This is a genomic window from Roseomonas populi (genome assembly GCF_024594815.1).
GTDB lineage: Bacteria > Pseudomonadota > Alphaproteobacteria > Acetobacterales > Acetobacteraceae > Roseomonas > Roseomonas populi.
Map to the genome: position 1 here is coordinate 515145 of NZ_JANJOU010000001.1, position 16989 is coordinate 532133.

General features: G+C 71.9%; 16 protein-coding genes. 8 read left to right on the top strand and 8 right to left on the bottom strand.

Annotated elements, in window-relative coordinates:
- Positions 1 to 28: 28 nt before the first annotated feature.
- Both NRP21_RS02575 and NRP21_RS02580 read left to right on the top strand, forming a co-directional pair.
- The gene (locus tag NRP21_RS02575; RefSeq protein WP_257714588.1) at positions 29 to 703 is read left to right on the top strand and encodes an NnrU family protein; all 675 of its coding nucleotides are present in this window, start codon (positions 29 to 31) and stop codon (positions 701 to 703) included.
- 63 nt (positions 704 to 766) lie between these two features.
- Complete coding sequence (locus NRP21_RS02580; RefSeq protein ID WP_257714589.1) at positions 767 to 1525, top strand: class I SAM-dependent methyltransferase; 759 nt, start codon at positions 767 to 769, stop codon at positions 1523 to 1525.
- On the opposite strand, the gene NRP21_RS02585 is transcribed toward NRP21_RS02580, so the two are convergent.
- Entirely contained in the window at positions 1507 to 2568 is a 1062-nt protein-coding gene (locus NRP21_RS02585) for an acyltransferase family protein (protein ID WP_257714590.1), read from the bottom strand. The genes NRP21_RS02580 and NRP21_RS02585 overlap by 19 nt on opposite strands.
- Before the next feature lie 145 nt (positions 2569 to 2713).
- Between NRP21_RS02585 and gpmI the strand changes: the two genes are divergently transcribed.
- From gpmI to NRP21_RS02610, 5 genes are all read left to right on the top strand, one after another.
- A complete protein-coding gene (gene gpmI / locus NRP21_RS02590; RefSeq protein ID WP_257714591.1) occupies positions 2714 to 4246 on the top strand; it encodes a 2,3-bisphosphoglycerate-independent phosphoglycerate mutase in 1533 nt (510 codons plus the stop codon).
- A 7-nt stretch (positions 4247 to 4253) separates the two neighbouring features.
- On the top strand, positions 4254 to 5588 hold the full coding sequence (locus NRP21_RS27860; protein ID WP_308219862.1) for a murein hydrolase activator EnvC family protein: 1335 nt from the start codon (positions 4254 to 4256) through the stop codon (positions 5586 to 5588).
- A gap of 92 nt (positions 5589 to 5680) precedes the next feature.
- The gene (locus NRP21_RS02600; RefSeq protein ID WP_257714592.1) at positions 5681 to 7138 is read left to right on the top strand and encodes a S41 family peptidase; all 1458 of its coding nucleotides are present in this window, start codon (positions 5681 to 5683) and stop codon (positions 7136 to 7138) included.
- A gap of 37 nt (positions 7139 to 7175) precedes the next feature.
- On the top strand, positions 7176 to 8360 hold the full coding sequence (locus NRP21_RS02605) for a divergent polysaccharide deacetylase family protein (protein ID WP_257714593.1): 1185 nt from the start codon (positions 7176 to 7178) through the stop codon (positions 8358 to 8360).
- The gene (locus tag NRP21_RS02610; protein ID WP_257714594.1) at positions 8357 to 8845 is read left to right on the top strand and encodes an RNA pyrophosphohydrolase; all 489 of its coding nucleotides are present in this window, start codon (positions 8357 to 8359) and stop codon (positions 8843 to 8845) included. The genes NRP21_RS02605 and NRP21_RS02610 overlap by 4 nt, the downstream gene beginning before the upstream one ends.
- Here the strand turns inward: NRP21_RS02610 and NRP21_RS02615 are convergent.
- A complete protein-coding gene (locus NRP21_RS02615; RefSeq protein WP_257714595.1) occupies positions 8842 to 10008 on the bottom strand; it encodes an endo-1,4-beta-xylanase in 1167 nt (388 codons plus the stop codon). The genes NRP21_RS02610 and NRP21_RS02615 overlap by 4 nt on opposite strands.
- Entirely contained in the window at positions 10005 to 10862 is an 858-nt protein-coding gene (locus NRP21_RS02620; RefSeq protein WP_257714596.1) for a ferritin-like domain-containing protein, read from the bottom strand. Before NRP21_RS02620 ends, NRP21_RS02615 begins: the two co-directional genes overlap by 4 nt.
- A 174-nt stretch (positions 10863 to 11036) precedes the next feature.
- On the opposite strand from NRP21_RS02620, the gene NRP21_RS02625 reads away from it, so the two are divergent.
- Entirely contained in the window at positions 11037 to 11963 is a 927-nt protein-coding gene (locus tag NRP21_RS02625; RefSeq protein WP_257714597.1) for an alpha/beta hydrolase, read from the top strand.
- A 60-nt stretch (positions 11964 to 12023) separates the two neighbouring features.
- On the opposite strand, the gene atpC is transcribed toward NRP21_RS02625, so the two are convergent.
- The 5 genes from atpC to NRP21_RS02650 are packed head-to-tail and all read right to left on the bottom strand — an operon-like array spanning position 12024 to position 16939.
- A complete protein-coding gene (atpC, locus tag NRP21_RS02630) occupies positions 12024 to 12434 on the bottom strand; it encodes an ATP synthase F1 subunit epsilon (RefSeq protein WP_257714598.1) in 411 nt (136 codons plus the stop codon).
- 3 nt (positions 12435 to 12437) lie between these two features.
- Positions 12438 to 13868, bottom strand: coding sequence for a F0F1 ATP synthase subunit beta (atpD, locus tag NRP21_RS02635; RefSeq protein WP_257714599.1), 1431 nt, complete (start codon positions 13866 to 13868; stop codon positions 12438 to 12440).
- A gap of 13 nt (positions 13869 to 13881) precedes the next feature.
- Complete coding sequence (locus tag NRP21_RS02640; RefSeq protein ID WP_257714600.1) at positions 13882 to 14766, bottom strand: F0F1 ATP synthase subunit gamma; 885 nt, start codon at positions 14764 to 14766, stop codon at positions 13882 to 13884.
- Positions 14767 to 14792: 26 nt separating this feature from the next.
- The gene (gene atpA / locus NRP21_RS02645) at positions 14793 to 16325 is read right to left on the bottom strand and encodes a F0F1 ATP synthase subunit alpha (protein ID WP_257714601.1); all 1533 of its coding nucleotides are present in this window, start codon (positions 16323 to 16325) and stop codon (positions 14793 to 14795) included.
- A 2-nt stretch (positions 16326 to 16327) separates the two neighbouring features.
- Positions 16328 to 16939, bottom strand: a complete 612-nt coding sequence (locus NRP21_RS02650; RefSeq protein ID WP_257714602.1) for a F0F1 ATP synthase subunit delta — start codon at positions 16937 to 16939, stop codon at positions 16328 to 16330.
- Positions 16940 to 16989: the final 50 nt, after the last annotated feature.

Genomic DNA, 16989 nt, shown 5'->3' on the forward strand with positions numbered 1-16989 from the left:
CACGGGAAGGTGAGGATAGCGTCCTTCCATGGTCGCCCTCATCGTCGCCGCACTGATATGGATCGGGCTGCATGTCGGGATTGCCGGCACGCGGGCCCGGGCCGCCTGGGCGGCACGGCTGGGCGAGGGCGGGTTCCGTGCCACCTTTTCCGTCGCTTCCGCCCTGACCATCACCCTGCTCGTGCTGGCCTGGCGCAGCGCGCCCACATCCCCGCTCTGGGCCGTGCCGCGCCCGCTCGGATGGGTGCTGGTCGTGGCGATGCTGCTGGCCTTCATCCTCTTCGCCGGCAGCCTGCTCGCGCGGAATCCCACGGCCGTGGGCCAGGGCTCCGCGCTCTCGGCCGAGCCACGGGGAATGCTCCGGATCACCCGCCATCCCATGCTCTGGTCCTTCGCCATCTGGGCGGCTGTCCACATCATTGGGAACGGGGACGCCGCCTCGCTCGTCTTCTTCGGCGCCTTCCTGCTCACGGCCGCCCTCGGCATGCCCTCGCTGGACGCGAAGGTGGCGGCGCGGGACCCGGCGGGCTGGGCTGCCTTTTCCGCCAGCACCTCCGTCCTGCCTTTCGGCGCCTTGACCGCCGGGCGGAACCGGGTGGCCTGGCGGGAGATGGCCCTGCCGGTCCTGGTCGGGCTGCTGGCCTGGGCGGCGATGCTGCACCTGCACCCCCGGATCTTCGGGGTCTCCCCCCTTCCGTACTGATCCCTTGCATCGGGCGGCCGGGCGCGCGATCCCTGCGGCCCCATAGGCCAGGAAGGCGCCCGCATGACCCGGTCCGCGCAGGAGGGCTCCGGCATCGCCCCCCACCCCGTCCTTGCCCACCATTACGGCCGGGCGGAGGAGCGGGAGGGCTTCGTCCGCGCGCTCTTTGACGAGACGGCGCCGCATTACGACCGGATCGACCGGATCTTCTCCTTCGGCACCGGCCCGGGCTACCGCCGCCGCGCACTGCGCGATGCGGGGTTGCGGCCGGGGATGCGCGTGCTGGACGTGGCGGTGGGCACGGGCCTCGTCGCGCGGCAGGCGGTGGCCATCACCGGCGACCCGGCCCTCGTCACCGGCCTCGACCCGAGCGAGGGCATGCTGGCCGAGGCGCGGAAAGCCCTGCCCGGCGTCACCCTCGTCCAGGGGCGGGCGGAGCGGATCCCGCTGCCGGATGCCAGTGTCGATTTCCTCTCCATGGGCTACGCGCTGCGCCACGTGGCCGATCTCGGCGCCGCTTTCGCGGAGTACCGGCGCGTGCTGCGGCCCGGCGGCACGGTGCTGCTGCTTGAGATCGGGCGGCCGCACAGCCGCTTCGCCCGGCTGGTGGAGCGCTTCTACATGGGCGCCGTCATCCCCGCCCTGTGCCGCGTGGCCGCGCCCCGCCACCGCTCCGGCGAGCTGATGCGCTACTACTGGGAGACGATCGAGGCCTGCGTGCCGGCAGAGACGATCCTCGGCGCGCTCGGCGCCGCCGGCTTCCAGGGCGCCACCTGCGCGACGGAGCTCGAGGTGTTCCGGGCCTACACCGCCCGCGCCTGAGCCGCCGCCACCCGCGCGGCACGGCCCCGCATGGCACGCCGCAGCGGCAGCTCCACCAGCCAGTAGAGCACCAGCCCGGCCGCGATGCAGGCCACCACGGCCACGGCCAGGAACAAGGCCGTGCCTGCTGGCCCGCGCGGCATCGGCAGGCGGCGCCAGGCCTCCGTCAGTGCCGCGAGCAGGGTCACGTGGAAGAGGTAGAGGGCGTAGGAGGCGTCGCCGACCAGCAGGGGCGCGCGCCGCGCCGGCACCCGCCCGGCGGCTTCCAGGCCCAGCGCGCCCAGCACCACCAGCGCGGCGGGCGGGCCGAGGGCGAGGCCGCGCGAGAGGGGTTCCGACCACGCCCAGCCCAGGGGCAGCAGGGCGAAGCCCAGCACCACCAGCGCCGCCGAGGCCCCGGCGCCGGGCAGGCGCCCGGCCACGACCAGCCGCCCGAGGGCCAGGCCCATCCAGAATTCCAGCACCAGCGTGGCGCCGTAGAACTCCAGCGCGAAGCCCGGGCCGGGCAGGATCCGCGCGAGGGCCACGGGCAGGGCCAGCGCCGCCCCCATGGCCCAGAAGCGCGCCCGTTCCGGCATCAGCAGCGCAAGGCCGAAGACGAGGTAGAAGGCCATCTCGTAGTTCAGGGTCCAGCCGGGAATGAGGACCGGCAGCGGCAGGCCCATGGCGGGGTGCGGCCAGGGCAGGAAGAGGTAGGAGGCCAGGGTATGGCCGGGGTCGAAGCGCGCGGTCCGCAGCAGGCTCGGCGCGAGAAGGGAGACAGCCACCACCAGGGAGGTGAGGATCCAGTAGAGCGGCACGATCCGCACCACCCGCCGCCACAGGAAGGTCGCGGGCTCCACCGGCCGCACGGTGGTGGTCACCCACATGATCAGGCCGCTGATGACGAAGAAGATGTCCACGCCGCTGGCCAGCCAGTCCGTGCCGGCGAGCGGCAGGCCCAGCCGGTCCGTCTGCAGCCGGGCGTGGTAGATGACCACCATCAGGGCGGCCAGGGCCCGCAGGTACTGGATGGAGACGAGCTGGGGCATCCGGGCGGGCATGGCGGCCTCATGCCACGTTGCGGACCTGTGTTGGAGCCCGCGGGGAGGCCCGCGGGCGGGGCCGCTCTCCCGCCCGGGCCCTCTCTGGCCAAGCCCTGGCCCCGGCGCTATGGCAGACGCCGCCGCATCGCCCGAGGAATGCCCGATGGCCCGTCCGCAGCCCGTCATGCTCGTCATCCTGGATGGCTGGGGCTGGCGGGAGGAGCGGGCGGACAACGCCGTGCTCCAGGCGGACACGCCGAACTTCGACTCCCTCTGGGCCTCCTGCCCGCACGCCTTCCTGCGGACCTGCGGCCCCGATGTGGGCCTGCCGGAAGGGCAGATGGGCAATTCCGAGGTGGGGCACCTGAACATCGGCGCCGGCCGCGTGGTGATGCAGGACCTGCCCCGCATCGGCGCCGCCATCGCGGACGGTTCGCTGGCGAGGATGCCGCCCCTGGCCGCGCTGGGGCAGAAGCTTAAGGCCACGGGCGGCACGCTGCACCTCTGCGGCCTGCTCTCCCCCGGCGGCGTGCACGCGCACCAGGACCATGCGCTGGCGATCGCAAGGGTCATTGCGGCGCAGGGCATTCCCGTGGCCGTCCATGCCTGGACCGACGGGCGCGACATGGCGCCCCAGGCCGCCGAGACCACCCTGCCCGCCTTCCAGACCGCCTTGCCGGAGGGAGCGCGGATCGCGACCGTGACGGGCCGCTACTTCGCCATGGACCGCGACCACCGATGGGAGCGCGTCTCCCAGGCCTGGCGCGCCATGGTGCTGGCGGAGGGCGCGAGCGCCCCGACCGCGCTGGAGGCCGTGCGCGCCGCCCACGCGGCAGGAAAGACGGACGAGTTCGTCCCCGCCACGGTCCTGCCGGGCTACGCGGGAATGAGGGACGGGGACGCGATCCTCTGCTTCAACTTCCGCGCGGACCGGGTGCGCCAGATCCTTGCCGCCCTGCTGGACCCCACCTTCAGCGGCTTCGAGCGGCCGCGCGTGCCGAAGTTCTGCGCTGCCATCGGGATGACGGAGTACTCGGAGGCGCTGAACCCGTTCCTGGAGACGCTCTTCCCGCCGCAATCCATGGCGGACCTGCTGGGCCCCACCGTGGCCAAGGCCGGGCTGAAGCAGCTCCGCATGGCGGAAACGGAGAAGTACCCGCACGTCACCTACTTCCTGAACGGGGGGGAGGAGACGCCTTCCCCGGGCGAGGACCGGATCATGGTCGCCTCCCCCAAAGTGGCGACCTACGACCTGCAGCCCGAGATGTCGGAGCCGGAACTGGCGGAGAAGGCGGAGGCCGCCATCCGCTCCGGCACTTACGACATGATCATCCTGAACTTCGCGAATGCCGACATGGTCGGGCACACCGGCAGCTTGGCGGCCGCCATCAAGGCCTGCGAGGCGGCGGATGCCGGGCTGGGCCGGATCGCCGGGGCCATCCGTGACGCCGGCGGTGCCCTGCTGGTCACGGCGGACCACGGCAATGCGGAATTGATGCGGGACCCGGTCACGGGTGGCCCGCACACCGCCCACACGCTGAACCCCGTGCCCGTGCTGCTGATGGGCGGCCCGCTGGGCGCCGCGCTGCATGACGGGCGGCTGGCGGACCTGGCGCCCACTCTGCTGGCCCTGCTCGGCCTGCCCCAGCCGGAGGCGATGACCGGGCGCAGCCTTATCGGCACCCCGCCCGGGTGAGCATGACGTGACCTCGGGCGGCGGCCGCGCGCCCCACCCTTCGGTTCGGCGGGGCCTTCCCCTCCGCCTCGCCCTGCTGCTCGGGCTGATCCCCGCCCTCCTGCCGTCCCCGGTCTCCTCGCAGCCGAGCCGGCGGGCCCTGGAGGAGGTGGAGCGCGGCGCCCGCACGGCCCGGGACGAGGCCGCCGCCATTGCCCGCGACGCCCGGACCGCGGAGGCCGCCGAGCGGGCCCTGGCCGCGCGCCGGGCCGAGGCCGGCCGCCGGTCCGTAGCGGCCGAGGAAGCGGTCGCGGAGGCCGAGGCCCGGCTGGAGGAGGCCTCTGCCGCCCGCGACGCCGCCGAGGCCGACCTGACCCGCCGCGCCGAGGCGATGGCCCCGCTGATTCCCGCCATGCGCCGCCTGGGCCTGTGGCCGGCCGAGACGCTGCTGGTGATCCCCGCCCCGCCCGAGGAGGCGCTGCGCGGCGCCCTGGTGCTGCGCGGCGTGGCCCGCCGCCTGGCGCAGGAGGCCGCGGAGTACCGCGCCGCGAAGGAGGAGGCGGGCCGCCGGGCCGCGGCGCTGGACGCGGAGCGGGCCCGGCTGGTGGCCGCCCGCAACGCCGCGCGGGAGGCGGCGGAGGCAGTGGACGCCGCCCTATCCGAAGCCCGTTCCCGGCGGGAGAACGCGCGGGACGCGGAGGCCGCCGCAACCCGCCGCGCCGCCGAGGCCGCCGCCGGGGCGCGCGACCTGCGCGGGGCGGTGGAGCGGCTGGAGCGCGAGGCCCGCGCGCGGGAGGCGCGCGAGCGGGCCGAGGCGGAGCGGAGGGAGCGGGAGGCGGAGGCGAAGCAGCGCGAGGCGGCCGCACGCCGGCGGGAGGCCGAGACCCGCGCGCGGGAGAACGAGGCGCGGCAGGCAGCACGGGATGAGGACGACGCGCGGGAGAGCGCCGAGGCCGCGCGGGAGCGCCTGCGCGAGGCCGCGGCGCCGCCCCGCCCCAGTCGCGGGGCGCCCGTTGCGGGGTCGGTCCAGCGCGCCTTCGGCCAGGGGGGCGCCAATGGCCAGACCTGGGCCGCCCCGCCGGGGGCCCGGGTGGTCAGCCCCTGCGGCGGCCGGGTGGTCTTCTCCGGCCCGTTCCGATCCTACGGGCGGATGTTGATTGTGGATTGCGGCGGCGGATACCATTTCGTTCTAGCCGGCCTGGACCGGCTGGACGCGGAGCCCGGGCAGCGCGTTCTGGCCGGGGAGGCCGTGGGAACACTTGGTAACGCCGGGGTATCTGGCGGGGGCCGCGCGACGCTATACCTTGAGTTGCGCCGCGGCGGGCAACCCGTGGATCCTGCGGGCTGGACTTCGAGGGGCTGAATTGGGCTCCCTCCGGCTTAACCGCTGGGCAGGATGCCCCGCGGCAATATGAAAGCGCCGTGCCCCGCCACGGCGAGAGGGGTGTCTGACGGATGCGAGTTCCTGCTGAGCGTAGCCCGGCCGAGAGCAACGCGGCCGAGAACGGCGGAAAGACCCGCTTCCGCGCCCGCACCTTTGCCGCCGTGGCCGCCGCCTTCACGGCCGGCGCCATCGCCGGCCCCGTGGTGACCGCCTGGGCCCAGGAGGGATCGCGCGCCGAGACCTACCGGCTGCTGAACCTGTTCGGCGACGTGTTCGAGCGGGTGCGGGCCGAGTACGTGGAGCCCGTGAACGACCGCGAGGTGATCGAGAACGCGATCAACGGGATGTTGCAGGGGCTGGACCCGCACTCCTCCTACATGAACCTCCGCAACTTCCGCGACATGCAGGTGCAGACCCGCGGCGAGTTCGGCGGGCTGGGCATCGAGGTCTCGCAGGAGGCCGGCTACGTGAAGGTGATCTCCCCGATCGACGACACACCGGCCGCCCGCGCCGGGGTGAAGCCCGGGGACCTGATCACCCATATCAACGAGAAGACCACCCAGGGTCTGACCCTGCAGGAGGCGGTGGACCAGATGCGGGGCGAGCGGGGCAGCTCCATCCGCCTGACCATCCGGCGCGAGGGCACGGCCACCCCGGTGGAGCTGACCCTGACCCGCGACGTGATCCGCCCTCAGGTGGTGCGCGCGCGTCTGGAGCAGGGCGACATCGCCTATGTCCGCCTCACCTCCTTCAACGAGCAGACCGAGGTGGGCCTGCGCCGGGCGCTGCAGACCCTCCGCTCCCAGGCCGGGGGCAACCTGAAGGGCATGGTGCTGGACCTCCGGAACAACCCGGGCGGGCTGCTGGACCAGGCGATCCAGGTCTCGGACGACTTCCTGGACCAGGGTGAGATCGTCTCCACCCGCGCCCGCCGGGCTGAGGACGCGCAGCGCTGGAACGCGAAGTCCGGTGACATCACGAACGGCCTGCCCGTGGTGGTGCTGGTGAATGCCGGCTCGGCCTCGGCCAGCGAGATCGTGGCGGGCGCGCTGCAGGACCACCGCCGCGCGGTCGTCATGGGCGTGAAGAGCTTCGGCAAGGGCTCCGTGCAGACGGTGATGCCGCTGCCGGGGAATGGCGCCATCCGGCTGACCACGGCGCGCTACTACACGCCCTCCGGACGCTCCATCCAGGCCACGGGCATCCAGCCGGACATCGAGGTGCTGGCCCAGCGCGAGGACGCGCAGCAGAACCGCGAGCGCGACCGCGAGGCGGACCTGAACCGCGCCCTGCGGAACGACAGCAACCCGAGCCCGGGTACGGCCCAGGGCGCCAGCGCCCGCCCGCCCGCGCCGCTGCCGCCTCTGAACCTGCCGCAGGCGGCCGTTTCCGCCGTGCAGCGCATGCCGCCGGAGGGTGCACCCGCCTTCGACCCGACGAAGCCGGAGACGGACCACCAGCTTCAGCAGGCGATCGGGCTGCTGCACAGCATCGCGGCCAGCCCGCCGCAGCGCCGCGCCAGCCGCTGACCCTCCCTCTGGACTATCGGAGACGCCGAAGCCCGCGATGAAGGCCCTCGGCGTCTTCTGGTTGCTTCTCCTGGCCGCGCTCGGCATCGGGGCCTTCGCCCTGCACCGGGCGGGGCCGCCGGAGGGCGGAATTCCCGCCTCGCTGCGCCGCGGGGGCGTGATGCCGCCCGAGCGGGCCACCGACCAGGTGCCCGAACAGGCCCAAGTCGAGACAACCCCACAGGAACCGGCCCAGGGGCCCGCGACCGCCTCGCCCCCGAAGGAGGCAGCCGCTTCCCCGCCGGCCGAGGCGCCCCCCGAAGCGAGCACGCCCGCCCCACCGGCTGCCCCTGCGGAGGCGCCGCCCAGCGCGCCTGAGCCGCCGCCGCTGCCCGCCCCGGCCGCCCGGGCCGAGGCCCCGGCCGACCGCCCCATCCCTCCGCCTGATCCCGCCCTGCAGGAACCTTCCCCCCACGGCCCGCTGCCGCGCGCGGGCTCGGACGGGCGCACGCCGATCCGCGCCTATGGCCGGCCTTTCGACCGGGCGGAGGCGCGGCCGCGCATCGCGCTGGTGGTGGGCAATCTCGGCCTTTCGGCCGCGCTGTCGGACGAGGCGATCCGCCGCCTGCCGCCGGAAACGGGCCTCGCCTTTTCCCCTTACGCTTCGCGCCCGGCCCCGTTGCTGGAGCGCGCCCGGGCCCGCGGGATGGAGGTGCTGAGCGCCCTGCCGCTGGAGCCCGCCAACTACCCCGTGAACGATCCTGGCGATCGCGGCCTGCTGACCACCCTGCCCCTGGCGGAGAACGCGGACCGCCTCGCCTGGTCCCTTTCCCGCATTGCCGGGCAGGTCGGGGCGGTGGGCGCCCTCGGGCCCATGCGGGGGGAGCGTTTCGCGGCCCTGCCAGAACTCCTGGGCGGGCTGCAGGACGTGCTGCGCCAGCGCGGCCTGCTCTATGTCGATCCCCGCCCCGGCGCGCCCGCCCCTGCCCGCGCCTGGGGCCGCACCGTCGATCTCGTGGTGGACGAACCGGCCACGCGCGGCGAGATCGATCGCCGGCTGGCGGAGCTGGAGCGCATCGCGCGGGAGAAAGGTTCCGCCCTGGGGCTTGCGGGGGATGTCTCCCCCGTGCTGGTGGACCGCGTGGCCGCCTGGGCCGCCGGGTTGGCGGATCGGGGGCTGGTGATGGCTCCCGTCACCTCCCTGATCCGCCGCCCCGAGGACATTCCCCGGGAACCGAGATGACCCAACTTCCCTTGCGCCCGAATGTGGGCGCCTGCCTCTTCAACCGAGACGGCCTCGTCTTCATCGGCCGCCGCGCCGACCAGCCGGCTGGGGAAGCCACCTCCGGCGCCTGGCAGATGCCGCAAGGTGGGCTGGACGAGGGCGAGGATCCGGAGGTGGCGGTGCTGCGCGAGCTGTCCGAGGAGATCGGCACCCGCAACGCCCGCGTGATGGGCCGCATGCCGGAGTGGCTGGACTACGACCTGCCCGCCCATCTCGTCGGCAAGGCGCTGGGCGGCCGGTTTCGCGGCCAGACGCAGCTGTGGTTCGCCCTGCGCTTCCTGGGCGAGGACAGCGAGATCCGGCTGGACGCGGACAAGCACCAGGAGTTCGATGCCTGGCGCTGGGTGCCCCTGGCGGAGCTGCCCGCCATCGCCGTGCCCTTCCGCCGCCCGATCTACGAGCGGCTGGCCCAGGACTTCGGGCGCTACGCCGTTCCCGCCTAGGCCGCCGTCTGGAAGCTTCGGGCCATGGCCCGCCACATTTCCTTGCGGTTGTACTCCCAGTCCAGCGGCAGGGCGCGGTGCAGCTTGCCGTCCCGCCGGGCCACCGACGCCTCGATCACCGTCCAGGAGAAGCGGTCCACCAGGCCCCAGGTCAGGAAGGTCCTCACTCCTCCCTCGGCGGCTGCGGAGATGAAGGCAGAGACGCGCTCCGCCACCACCCGGTCCCGCGCCACGTAGTCGTCCGGCACGCTGTCGCCCTCCCGGATGTCCAGCTCCGTCACGAGCACGGAGAGCCCCTCCGCCCGGATGGCGCGGACGAAGTTGGCAAAGACGGCGGGGTTGAAGGCGTTCCGCATCTGCAGGTGCGCCTGGATGCCCACCGCGTCGAGCGGCACCTTCTTGCGGACGAGGTCGCGAACGAGGTTGAGAAGGCGCCGGCGCTTCTCCTCCGCCCAGGGCGTGTCCTCCTCCACCCCGTAGTCGTTCAGCACCAGGCGCAGCGTTGCGTCCTGCTCCCGCGCCATGCGGAGGGCGGTCTCAATGTAGCCCGGGCCCAGGGCGCGGAAGAACGGGGAGTTGCGAAGCTCTCCATCGGCCTGGGGCGTGTCGCTGCCCGGCGGGTCGGCGACGACCTCGTTCACCACGTCCCAGTCCCGGATGCGGAGCCGGGTGGTGCCGAGCACCTTGTTGATATGGGCAGCCATCACGGCGCGAGCACGCTGCTGGCTCTCGCCGATGGCGGCCAGGGCCCAGTCTGGGAAGGCCTCGTGCCAGATCAGGGCATGGCCGCGGATCGGGCGGCCACGGGCCTGGCCCCAGCTGATGATCGCGTCCAGCATGGAGAAGTCGAACTCCCCCTCTTTGGGCTGGAGGACCGACCACTTGCCCTCGAATTCCGGCACCAGCACCCCCGCCTCCCGCTCGTAGGCGGCGGCGTAGAGCGGGTCCGAGGCGAGCATGTTCGCCTGTACGGCGGCGCCGAAGGTGAAACCGCGGTCGCGCGCGATCTGCCACAGGCCGGGCGGCGGGTTCTTGTCCGGGCTGCCCTGCTGGTTGCTTCCCTGGGCGCGGGCGCAGCCGGCCACGGAGGCCAGCGCCATGCCCAGCGCAGTGCGGCGGGATGCCTCCCCCGCCGGGGGAGACGGGGGAAGCAGGTTCGTCATGCGGCGGCGCGGCCCGGCGCGTTCTCGTTCGCGGCGCGGGTCAGGGCCTGGCGGTACTTCTCCCGGCGCCACTGCAGCAGCTTCCACGCGCCTTTGGCCGCGAGATCCGACATGCGGCCGCGCGGCTCCAGCCCGATCGACTTGAAGACCATTCCCATTCCCCGCTCGATGTGGCGGAACCGGTAGAAGGACATGGCCCGGCCCATGTAGCCGGTGATGCAGCGGTCGTGGCTGTACGGGGTATCGGCGCTCTCGTTGCCGCAATGGTAGGCGAAGGCCAGCTCGTCGTCCTCGGACTCGCCGATGCGCCCGGCGGCGACCCGCAGCCGCTTGGGGAAGGAGAGCTTCTCCCGCGCCAGATAGCGCTTCATGTGGTCGTAGAAGAGCTTGAAGTGCCGGTACTCGTCCGCCGCGATCAGGCGGCAGACCTGCTTCAGCACCGGCTCCTCCGTGCTGTCACCCAGCGCCGTGTAGTAGGAGGAGGTGCCGGTTTCCACCATGCAGCGCGCGATCAGCTCGCCGGTGCGGGAGCCGCGGATCGAGGCATCGGCCTTCACGTCGATCTTGTAGCCGACACGGTAGCGGTCGAAGGCGTCGTCGAAGGACCAGCCGGGATCGGCCATCTCGCCCCAGCGGCCCAGCGCGTCGCCGTGCTGGACCTCCTCCACCGCCCAGTTGTCCGCGGCCTGGGAGAAGTCCGGATCGCCCACGAAGACGTTGTTCAGGTACACGGCGTAGTCCACGCCGTTCTTCTCCACCAGGGCGGCGGCCTTCACCAGGGGCACGATCTCGGGATCGACCTTCGAGGGATCGAACTTGTCCCAGGCGACCTGATCGAGCGTCCAGTGCTTCATCTATTCCGTCTTCCCACGGGGTGGCCGGAGAATGGGCCACGCTGAACCTGCATTTGCCGGCCCCGGGGTGATTCTTTCAAGTCCCAGCCTGTTGCAACGGGGAGTTGTGAACGGCCCGGACTTGTGGGCCAGGGGCGCGGCAGCCATCCTCGGCGCGCCGGAGGACCAACGCCCATGCCACGCGCCATCGCCCTGGCCGCCGCCCTTTTCGTCTCGTCCCCTCTCGCCGCACAGGCGCAGATTGAACGGCTGCCCGCGGAGATCGGCGCCCGGATCGCCGCCATGGGGCCGCGCTTCGACGCCGATGTCCTGCGCGAAACCGGTGCTCTCTTCGCCGCCCTTCCCGCGCCCTCGACGGACGGGCTGCGGGTTTCGGAGAACCAGTCCTACGGCCCCGATCCCCGGCACCGGCTGAGTGTCTACTCGCCGGCGCAGGAGGGTTCGTCCCGCCCGATCCTCGTCTTCGTGCATGGCGGCGGCTTCGTGCGAGGGGATATCGCGCCGAACGTGGCCGCCTATGCCGCGCGCAACGGGCTGGTGGGCATCGCGATGACCTACCGCCTCGCGCCGCAGAACCCCTGGCCCGCCGGGGCGCAGGATGTGGGCCGGGCCATTGCCTGGATTCGTGAGAACGCGGCCCGCCTTGGTGGTGATCCCGCCCGGATCATCCTCTTCGGGCACTCCGCCGGGGCCACCCACGCGGCGGGCTATGCCCTGGACCCCGCGCTTCATCCCGCTGGAGGGCCGGGTATCGCGGGCCTCATCCTCGGAAGCGGCTTCCTGAAGATGACGGAGGCGGACAAGGCGCCGAACAACCTGGCCTATTTCGGCACGGACCCGGCCACCTATGCCACCCGTTCCCCCATGACCCACCTCGCGCAGAGCCGGCTGCCGGTGCTGCTCTTCAACGCGCAGTACGACCCGGCCTTCCTCGGCGCGCCGACTCTGGAGATGGCGACCGGCATCTGCTGGCGGGACGGGCACTGCCCGCGCGTGGTCACGCTGCGCGGGCACAACCACGTCTCGGAACTCTACGCGGTCGGCACGGCGGATGACGAACTGGGCCAGGAGATCCTGCGCTTCGTGCGGGAAACCCGCTGAAACGACGAAGCGCCCGGAACCTCTCGGCCCCGGGCGCTTCGATGTTCCGTCAGGCCTGCCTTAGGCGGCCTGGGCGGCGTCCTGCATGGCGCGGGCGGCCTGGAGGCGGTCCGCGGCGCGGTCCCGGATCTCAGGCGCGTCCCCGGCTGCGGCGGCCAGGGCGGCCTCGGCCTCCGTCACGCGCTGCGCGGCGGCGGCGCGGGAGAGGCTGGCCAGCGGCGTGGCCTCGTCGGCCAGCACCGTCATGCGGGTGGGGGTGATCTCCGCGAAGCCGCCCATGATGAACAGGCTCTCGGTCTCACGCCCGCCCTCCGTCACCCGGATCACCCCGCCCCGGAGGGCGACGATCATCGGGGAATGGCCGGGCAGCACGCCCATCTCGCCCTCATAGGCCGGGATCACCGCCATCTCGACGGGGCGCGAGAGGAGCAGGCGCTCCGGGCTCACCAGCTCGAGGTCGAAGGTGGCCATGGATCAGGCGTTCGCCTTGAGGGTCTCGGCCTTCTTCACGGCCTCCTCGATGGTGCCGACCATGTAGAAGGCGGCCTCCGGGAGGTGGTCGTACTCGCCGGCCACGATGCCCGCGAAGGAGCGGATCGTGTCCTCGAGCTTGCAGAAGACGCCCGGCGTGCCGGTGAAGACCTCGGCGACGTGGAAGGGCTGGGAGAGGAAGCGCTGGATCTTGCGCGCGCGCGCCACGATCAGCTTGTCCTCCTCGGACAGCTCATCCATGCCCAGGATGGCGATGATGTCCTGCAGGGACTTGTAGGTCTGCAGGACGCGCTGCACCTCGCGGGCCACGCGGTAGTGCTCCTCGCCCACCACGCGCGGGTCGAGCGCGCGGGAGGTGGAGTCCAGCGGGTCCACGGCCGGGAAGATGCCCAGCTCGGCGATGGAGCGGTTCAGCACCGTCGTCGCGTCAAGGTGCGCGAAGGAGGTGGCAGGCGCCGGGTCGGTCAGGTCGTCGGCGGGCACGTAGATGGCCTGCACCGAGGTGATCGAGCCCTTCTTCGTGGAGGTGATGCGCTCCTGCAGCGCGCCCATGTCGGTGGCCAGCGTCGGCTGGTAGCCCACCGCGGAGGGGATGCGGCCGAGAAGCGCGGACACCTCGGCGCCCGCCTGGGTGAAGCGGAAGATGTTGTCGATGAAGAAGAGCACATCCTGGCCCTGCTCATCGCGGAAGTACTCCGCCATAGAGAGGCCCGACAGGGCAACGCGGGCGCGGGCGCCCGGCGGCTCGTTCATCTGGCCATAGACCAGCGCCACCTTGGAACCCTCGGTGCCGCCGTTCTCGCCGAGCTTGATGACGCCGGCGTCGATCATCTCGTGGTAGAGGTCGTTGCCCTCGCGGGTGCGCTCGCCGACGCCGGCGAAGACGGACACGCCGCCATGGCCCTTGGCGATGTTGTTGATCAGCTCCTGGATCGTCACCGTCTTGCCGACGCCGGCGCCGCCGAAGAGGCCGATCTTGCCGCCCTTCAGGTAGGGGGCGAGGAGGTCCACCACCTTGATGCCCGTCACCAGGATCTCGGCCGCCGTCGCCTGCTCGTCGAAGGCGGGGGCGTCGCGGTGGATGGTGTAGGACTTGTCGTGCGGGACCGGGCCGCGCTCGTCGATCGGCTCGCCGATGACGTTCACGATGCGGCCCAGCGTGCCCTCACCCACAGGCACGGCGATGCCCTTGCCGGTGTCCACCACCTCGGTGCCGCGGACCAGGCCATCGGTCGTGTCCATGGCGATGCAGCGCACGGTGCGCTCGCCCAGCTCCTGGGCGACTTCCAGCACCAGGGTGCGGTCGCCCACTGTGGTGGTGAGCGCGTTCATGATGAAGGGCAGCTCGGAGGGGAACTGCACGTCCACGACGGCGCCGAGGACCTGGGTGACCTTGCCGACGTTGTTCTTCATGGTTCGGGGCTCCTCAGACCGCTTCCGCACCGGAGATGATCTCGATCAGCTCCTTGGTGATGTTGGCCTGTCGCGTGCGGTTGTAGTTCAGGGTCAGCTTGTTGATCATTTCGCCGGCGTTGCGGGTGGCGTTGTCCATGGCCGTCATCTGGCTTCCATAGAAACCGGCTTGGCTCTCCAGCAGCGCGCGATAGATCTGGATCGCGAGATTCTTGGGCAGCAGGGCGGAGAGGAGCTCCTCCTCGCCCGGCTCGTACTCGTAGAGCGCGCCCGCCTCGGCGGAGGCGGCGGTGTCATTGGCCGGCAGGGCGGCGGGAATGAGCTGCTGCTCGCTCGCCACCTGGGCAATCACGCTCTGGAAGCGGTTGTAGATCAGCGTGCAGACATCGAACTCGCCCGCCTCCAGCATCGCGGTGATGCGGGTGGCGATCTCGTCGGCCTGCTCGAAGCCGATGCGCTTGATGTTGACGTAGCTGATCTCGCCGATGATGCGGTTGGCGAACTCGCGCCGCAGGTAGGCCGCGCCCTTGCGGCCCACCGTCAGCACCTTCACCGTCTTGCCCTCGGCCTCCAGGGCACGGATGCGGGCGCGCGCGAAGCGGCCGGCATTCGTGTTGAAGGGGCCGGAGAGGCCGCGCTCGGCCGTGACCACCACCAGAAGGTGCGTCTGGTCACGCCCGGTGCCCACCAGCATGCGCGGCGCGTCGGGGCTGCCCGCCACCGCCGTGCCGAGGGAGGCGAGCATGCGCTCCATCCGCTGGGCATAGGGCCGCGCCGCCTCGGCCTGGGCCTGGGCGCGGCGCAGCTTGGCCGCGGCGACCATCTTCATCGCCGAGGTGATCTTGCGCGTGGACTTCACGCTGTTGATGCGACCGCGCAGGTCCTTCAGGCTCGCCATGAGGGCTGTTCCCTATGCCCCCTGGATCAGGCGAAGGACTTGGCGAAGCTGTCCATGAACGCGGCCAGCGCCTTGTCGTTATCGCCGGTGATCTGGCCCTCCTTGCGGATGGACTCCAGGATCTCCGGCTTGGACGCCTTGATCTGGCTCAGCAGCTGGCGCTCGAACTCGCCCACCTTGTTCGTCGGCACCTTGTCCAGGTAGCCGCGGACGCCGGCGAAGATCGCCACCACCTGCTCCTCCACCGGCACCGGCGCGTACTGCGGCTGCTTCAGCAGCTCCGTCAGGCGCGCGCCGCGGGCCAGCAGCGCCTGGGTGGAGGCGTCGAGGTCGGAGGCGAACTGGGCGAAGGCCGCCATCTCGCGGTACTGGGCCAGCTCCAGCTTGATCTTGCCCGCGACCTGCTTCATCGCCTTGATCTGCGCGGCCGAGCCCACGCGGGACACCGAGAGGCCGACGTTCACGGCCGGGCGGATGCCGCGGAAGAACAGCTCGGTCTCAAGGAAGATCTGGCCGTCCGTGATGGAGATCACGTTGGTCGGGATGTAGGCGGACACGTCGCCCGCCTGCGTCTCGATCACCGGCAGCGCCGTGAGGGAGCCGAGACCGGCGGCCTCGCCCATCTTCGCCGCGCGCTCCAGCAGGCGGGAGTGCAGGTAGAACACGTCGCCCGGGTAGGCCTCACGGCCCGGCGGACGGCGCAGCAGCAGCGACATCTGGCGGTAGGCCACGGCCTGCTTGGAGAGGTCATCATAGAAGATGACCGCGTGCATGCCGTTGTCGCGGAAGAACTCGCCCATGGTGCAGCCCGTGTAGGGCGCCAGGAACTGCATCGGGGCCGGGTCGGAGGCCGTGGCGGCGACGACGATGGAGTACTCCATCGCGCCGCGCTCCTCGAGCGTGCGGACCAGCTGCGCGACGGTGGAGCGCTTCTGCCCGATCGCGACGTAGATGCAGTAGAGCTTCTTGCTCTCGTCCGTGCCGGCGTTGATCGTCTTCTGGTTCAGGATCGTGTCGATGATGACAGCGGTCTTGCCGGTCTGACGGTCGCCGATGACCAACTCGCGCTGGCCGCGGCCGATCGGGATCAGGCTGTCGATCGCCTTGATGCCCGTCTGCATCGGCTCGTGCACGGACTTGCGGGGGATGATGCCCGGCGCCTTCACCTCGACGCGGGAACGCGTGACGTCCGTCAGCGGGCCCTTGCCGTCGATGGGGTTGCCCAGGCCATCGACCACGCGGCCCAGCAGGCCGCGGCCCGTGGGCACGTCCACGATGGTGCCGGTGCGAGCGACGGTGTCGCCCTCGCGGATGGCGCGGTCGTCGCCGAAGATCACGATGCCGACGTTGTCGGTCTCGAGGTTCAGCGCCATGCCGCGCACGCCGGCGGAGGGGAACTCCACCATCTCGCCGGCCATGACGTTCTGCAGGCCGTAGCAGCGGGCAATGCCGTCGCCCACGGTCAGCACGGTACCCACCTCGGCCACGTCGGCCTCGGTGTCGAAGCCAGCGATCTGCTGCTTCAGGATGTCGGAAATCTCGGCGGGACGAATGTCCATGGTCAGGCGGCCCCCTTCATGGCGTAGCTCAGGCGCTGCAGCCTGGACTTGATGGAAGTGTCGTAGAGGCGGGACCCGATCTTCACGATCAGTCCGCCCAGGATGGAAGGATCCACCGTCTCGGAGAGACGGACGTTCGAGTACCCGGCCTCGGTGAGGCGGGCGGCGATCTGGGTGCGCTGGGTGTTGCTCAGCGGATGCGCGGTGGTCACCTCGGCCGTCTGCTGCCCGCGCTGGTCGGCCAGCAGGTTGCCGAAGGCCAGCAGCACGCCCGGCAACTCGGCGAGGCGGCGGTTGGCGATCAGCACGCCCACCAGGTTCTTCACCGCGCCGCCGACGCCCGCGCGGTCCAGCACGGCGAAGGCGCCGGCGCGCTGGGCCTTCGAGTCGAGGCGAGGGTCGGCCAGGAAGGCGCGGAAGGATTCGTCGCCCTGCACCAGGGCGAAGAGCTTCTCAACCTCCGCGGCGGTGAAGTCGACGGACCTGTCGTCCTTGGACAGTTCCAGCAGGGCCAGGGCGTAGCGCCCGGCCGCGCCCCCCGTGACACGGCTGCCCTGGACGTTGATGCCTTGGGCGGCGGCGGTCTTGTCGTTGGAGACGGCTTCGGAGGCCACTGGCGATCCCGTTCGAGGGGTGTGAGGACCTTCCGGCCCGTTCCGCGGCC

What these genes read in the sequence shown, in the direction of transcription:
- NRP21_RS02625 (WP_257714597.1), top strand. Translation starts at nt 11,037, where the DNA reads ATGCCACGCGCCATCGCCCTGGCCGCCGCCCTTTTCGTCTCGTCCCCT.
- NRP21_RS02610 (WP_257714594.1), top strand. Translation starts at nt 8,357, where the DNA reads ATGACCCAACTTCCCTTGCGCCCGAATGTGGGCGCCTGCCTCTTCAAC.
- NRP21_RS02585 (WP_257714590.1), bottom strand. Translation starts at nt 2,568, where the DNA reads ATGCCCGCCCGGATGCCCCAGCTCGTCTCCATCCAGTACCTGCGGGCC.
- NRP21_RS02620 (WP_257714596.1), bottom strand. Translation starts at nt 10,862, where the DNA reads ATGAAGCACTGGACGCTCGATCAGGTCGCCTGGGACAAGTTCGATCCC.
- NRP21_RS02615 (WP_257714595.1), bottom strand. Translation starts at nt 10,008, where the DNA reads ATGACGAACCTGCTTCCCCCGTCTCCCCCGGCGGGGGAGGCATCCCGC.
- atpC (WP_257714598.1), bottom strand. Translation starts at nt 12,434, where the DNA reads ATGGCCACCTTCGACCTCGAGCTGGTGAGCCCGGAGCGCCTGCTCCTC.
- NRP21_RS02640 (WP_257714600.1), bottom strand. Translation starts at nt 14,766, where the DNA reads ATGGCGAGCCTGAAGGACCTGCGCGGTCGCATCAACAGCGTGAAGTCC.
- atpD (WP_257714599.1), bottom strand. Translation starts at nt 13,868, where the DNA reads ATGAAGAACAACGTCGGCAAGGTCACCCAGGTCCTCGGCGCCGTCGTG.
- NRP21_RS02580 (WP_257714589.1), top strand. Translation starts at nt 767, where the DNA reads ATGACCCGGTCCGCGCAGGAGGGCTCCGGCATCGCCCCCCACCCCGTC.
- NRP21_RS02575 (WP_257714588.1), top strand. Translation starts at nt 29, where the DNA reads ATGGTCGCCCTCATCGTCGCCGCACTGATATGGATCGGGCTGCATGTC.
- atpA (WP_257714601.1), bottom strand. Translation starts at nt 16,325, where the DNA reads ATGGACATTCGTCCCGCCGAGATTTCCGACATCCTGAAGCAGCAGATC.
- NRP21_RS02605 (WP_257714593.1), top strand. Translation starts at nt 7,176, where the DNA reads ATGAAGGCCCTCGGCGTCTTCTGGTTGCTTCTCCTGGCCGCGCTCGGC.
- gpmI (WP_257714591.1), top strand. Translation starts at nt 2,714, where the DNA reads ATGGCCCGTCCGCAGCCCGTCATGCTCGTCATCCTGGATGGCTGGGGC.
- NRP21_RS02600 (WP_257714592.1), top strand. Translation starts at nt 5,681, where the DNA reads ATGCGAGTTCCTGCTGAGCGTAGCCCGGCCGAGAGCAACGCGGCCGAG.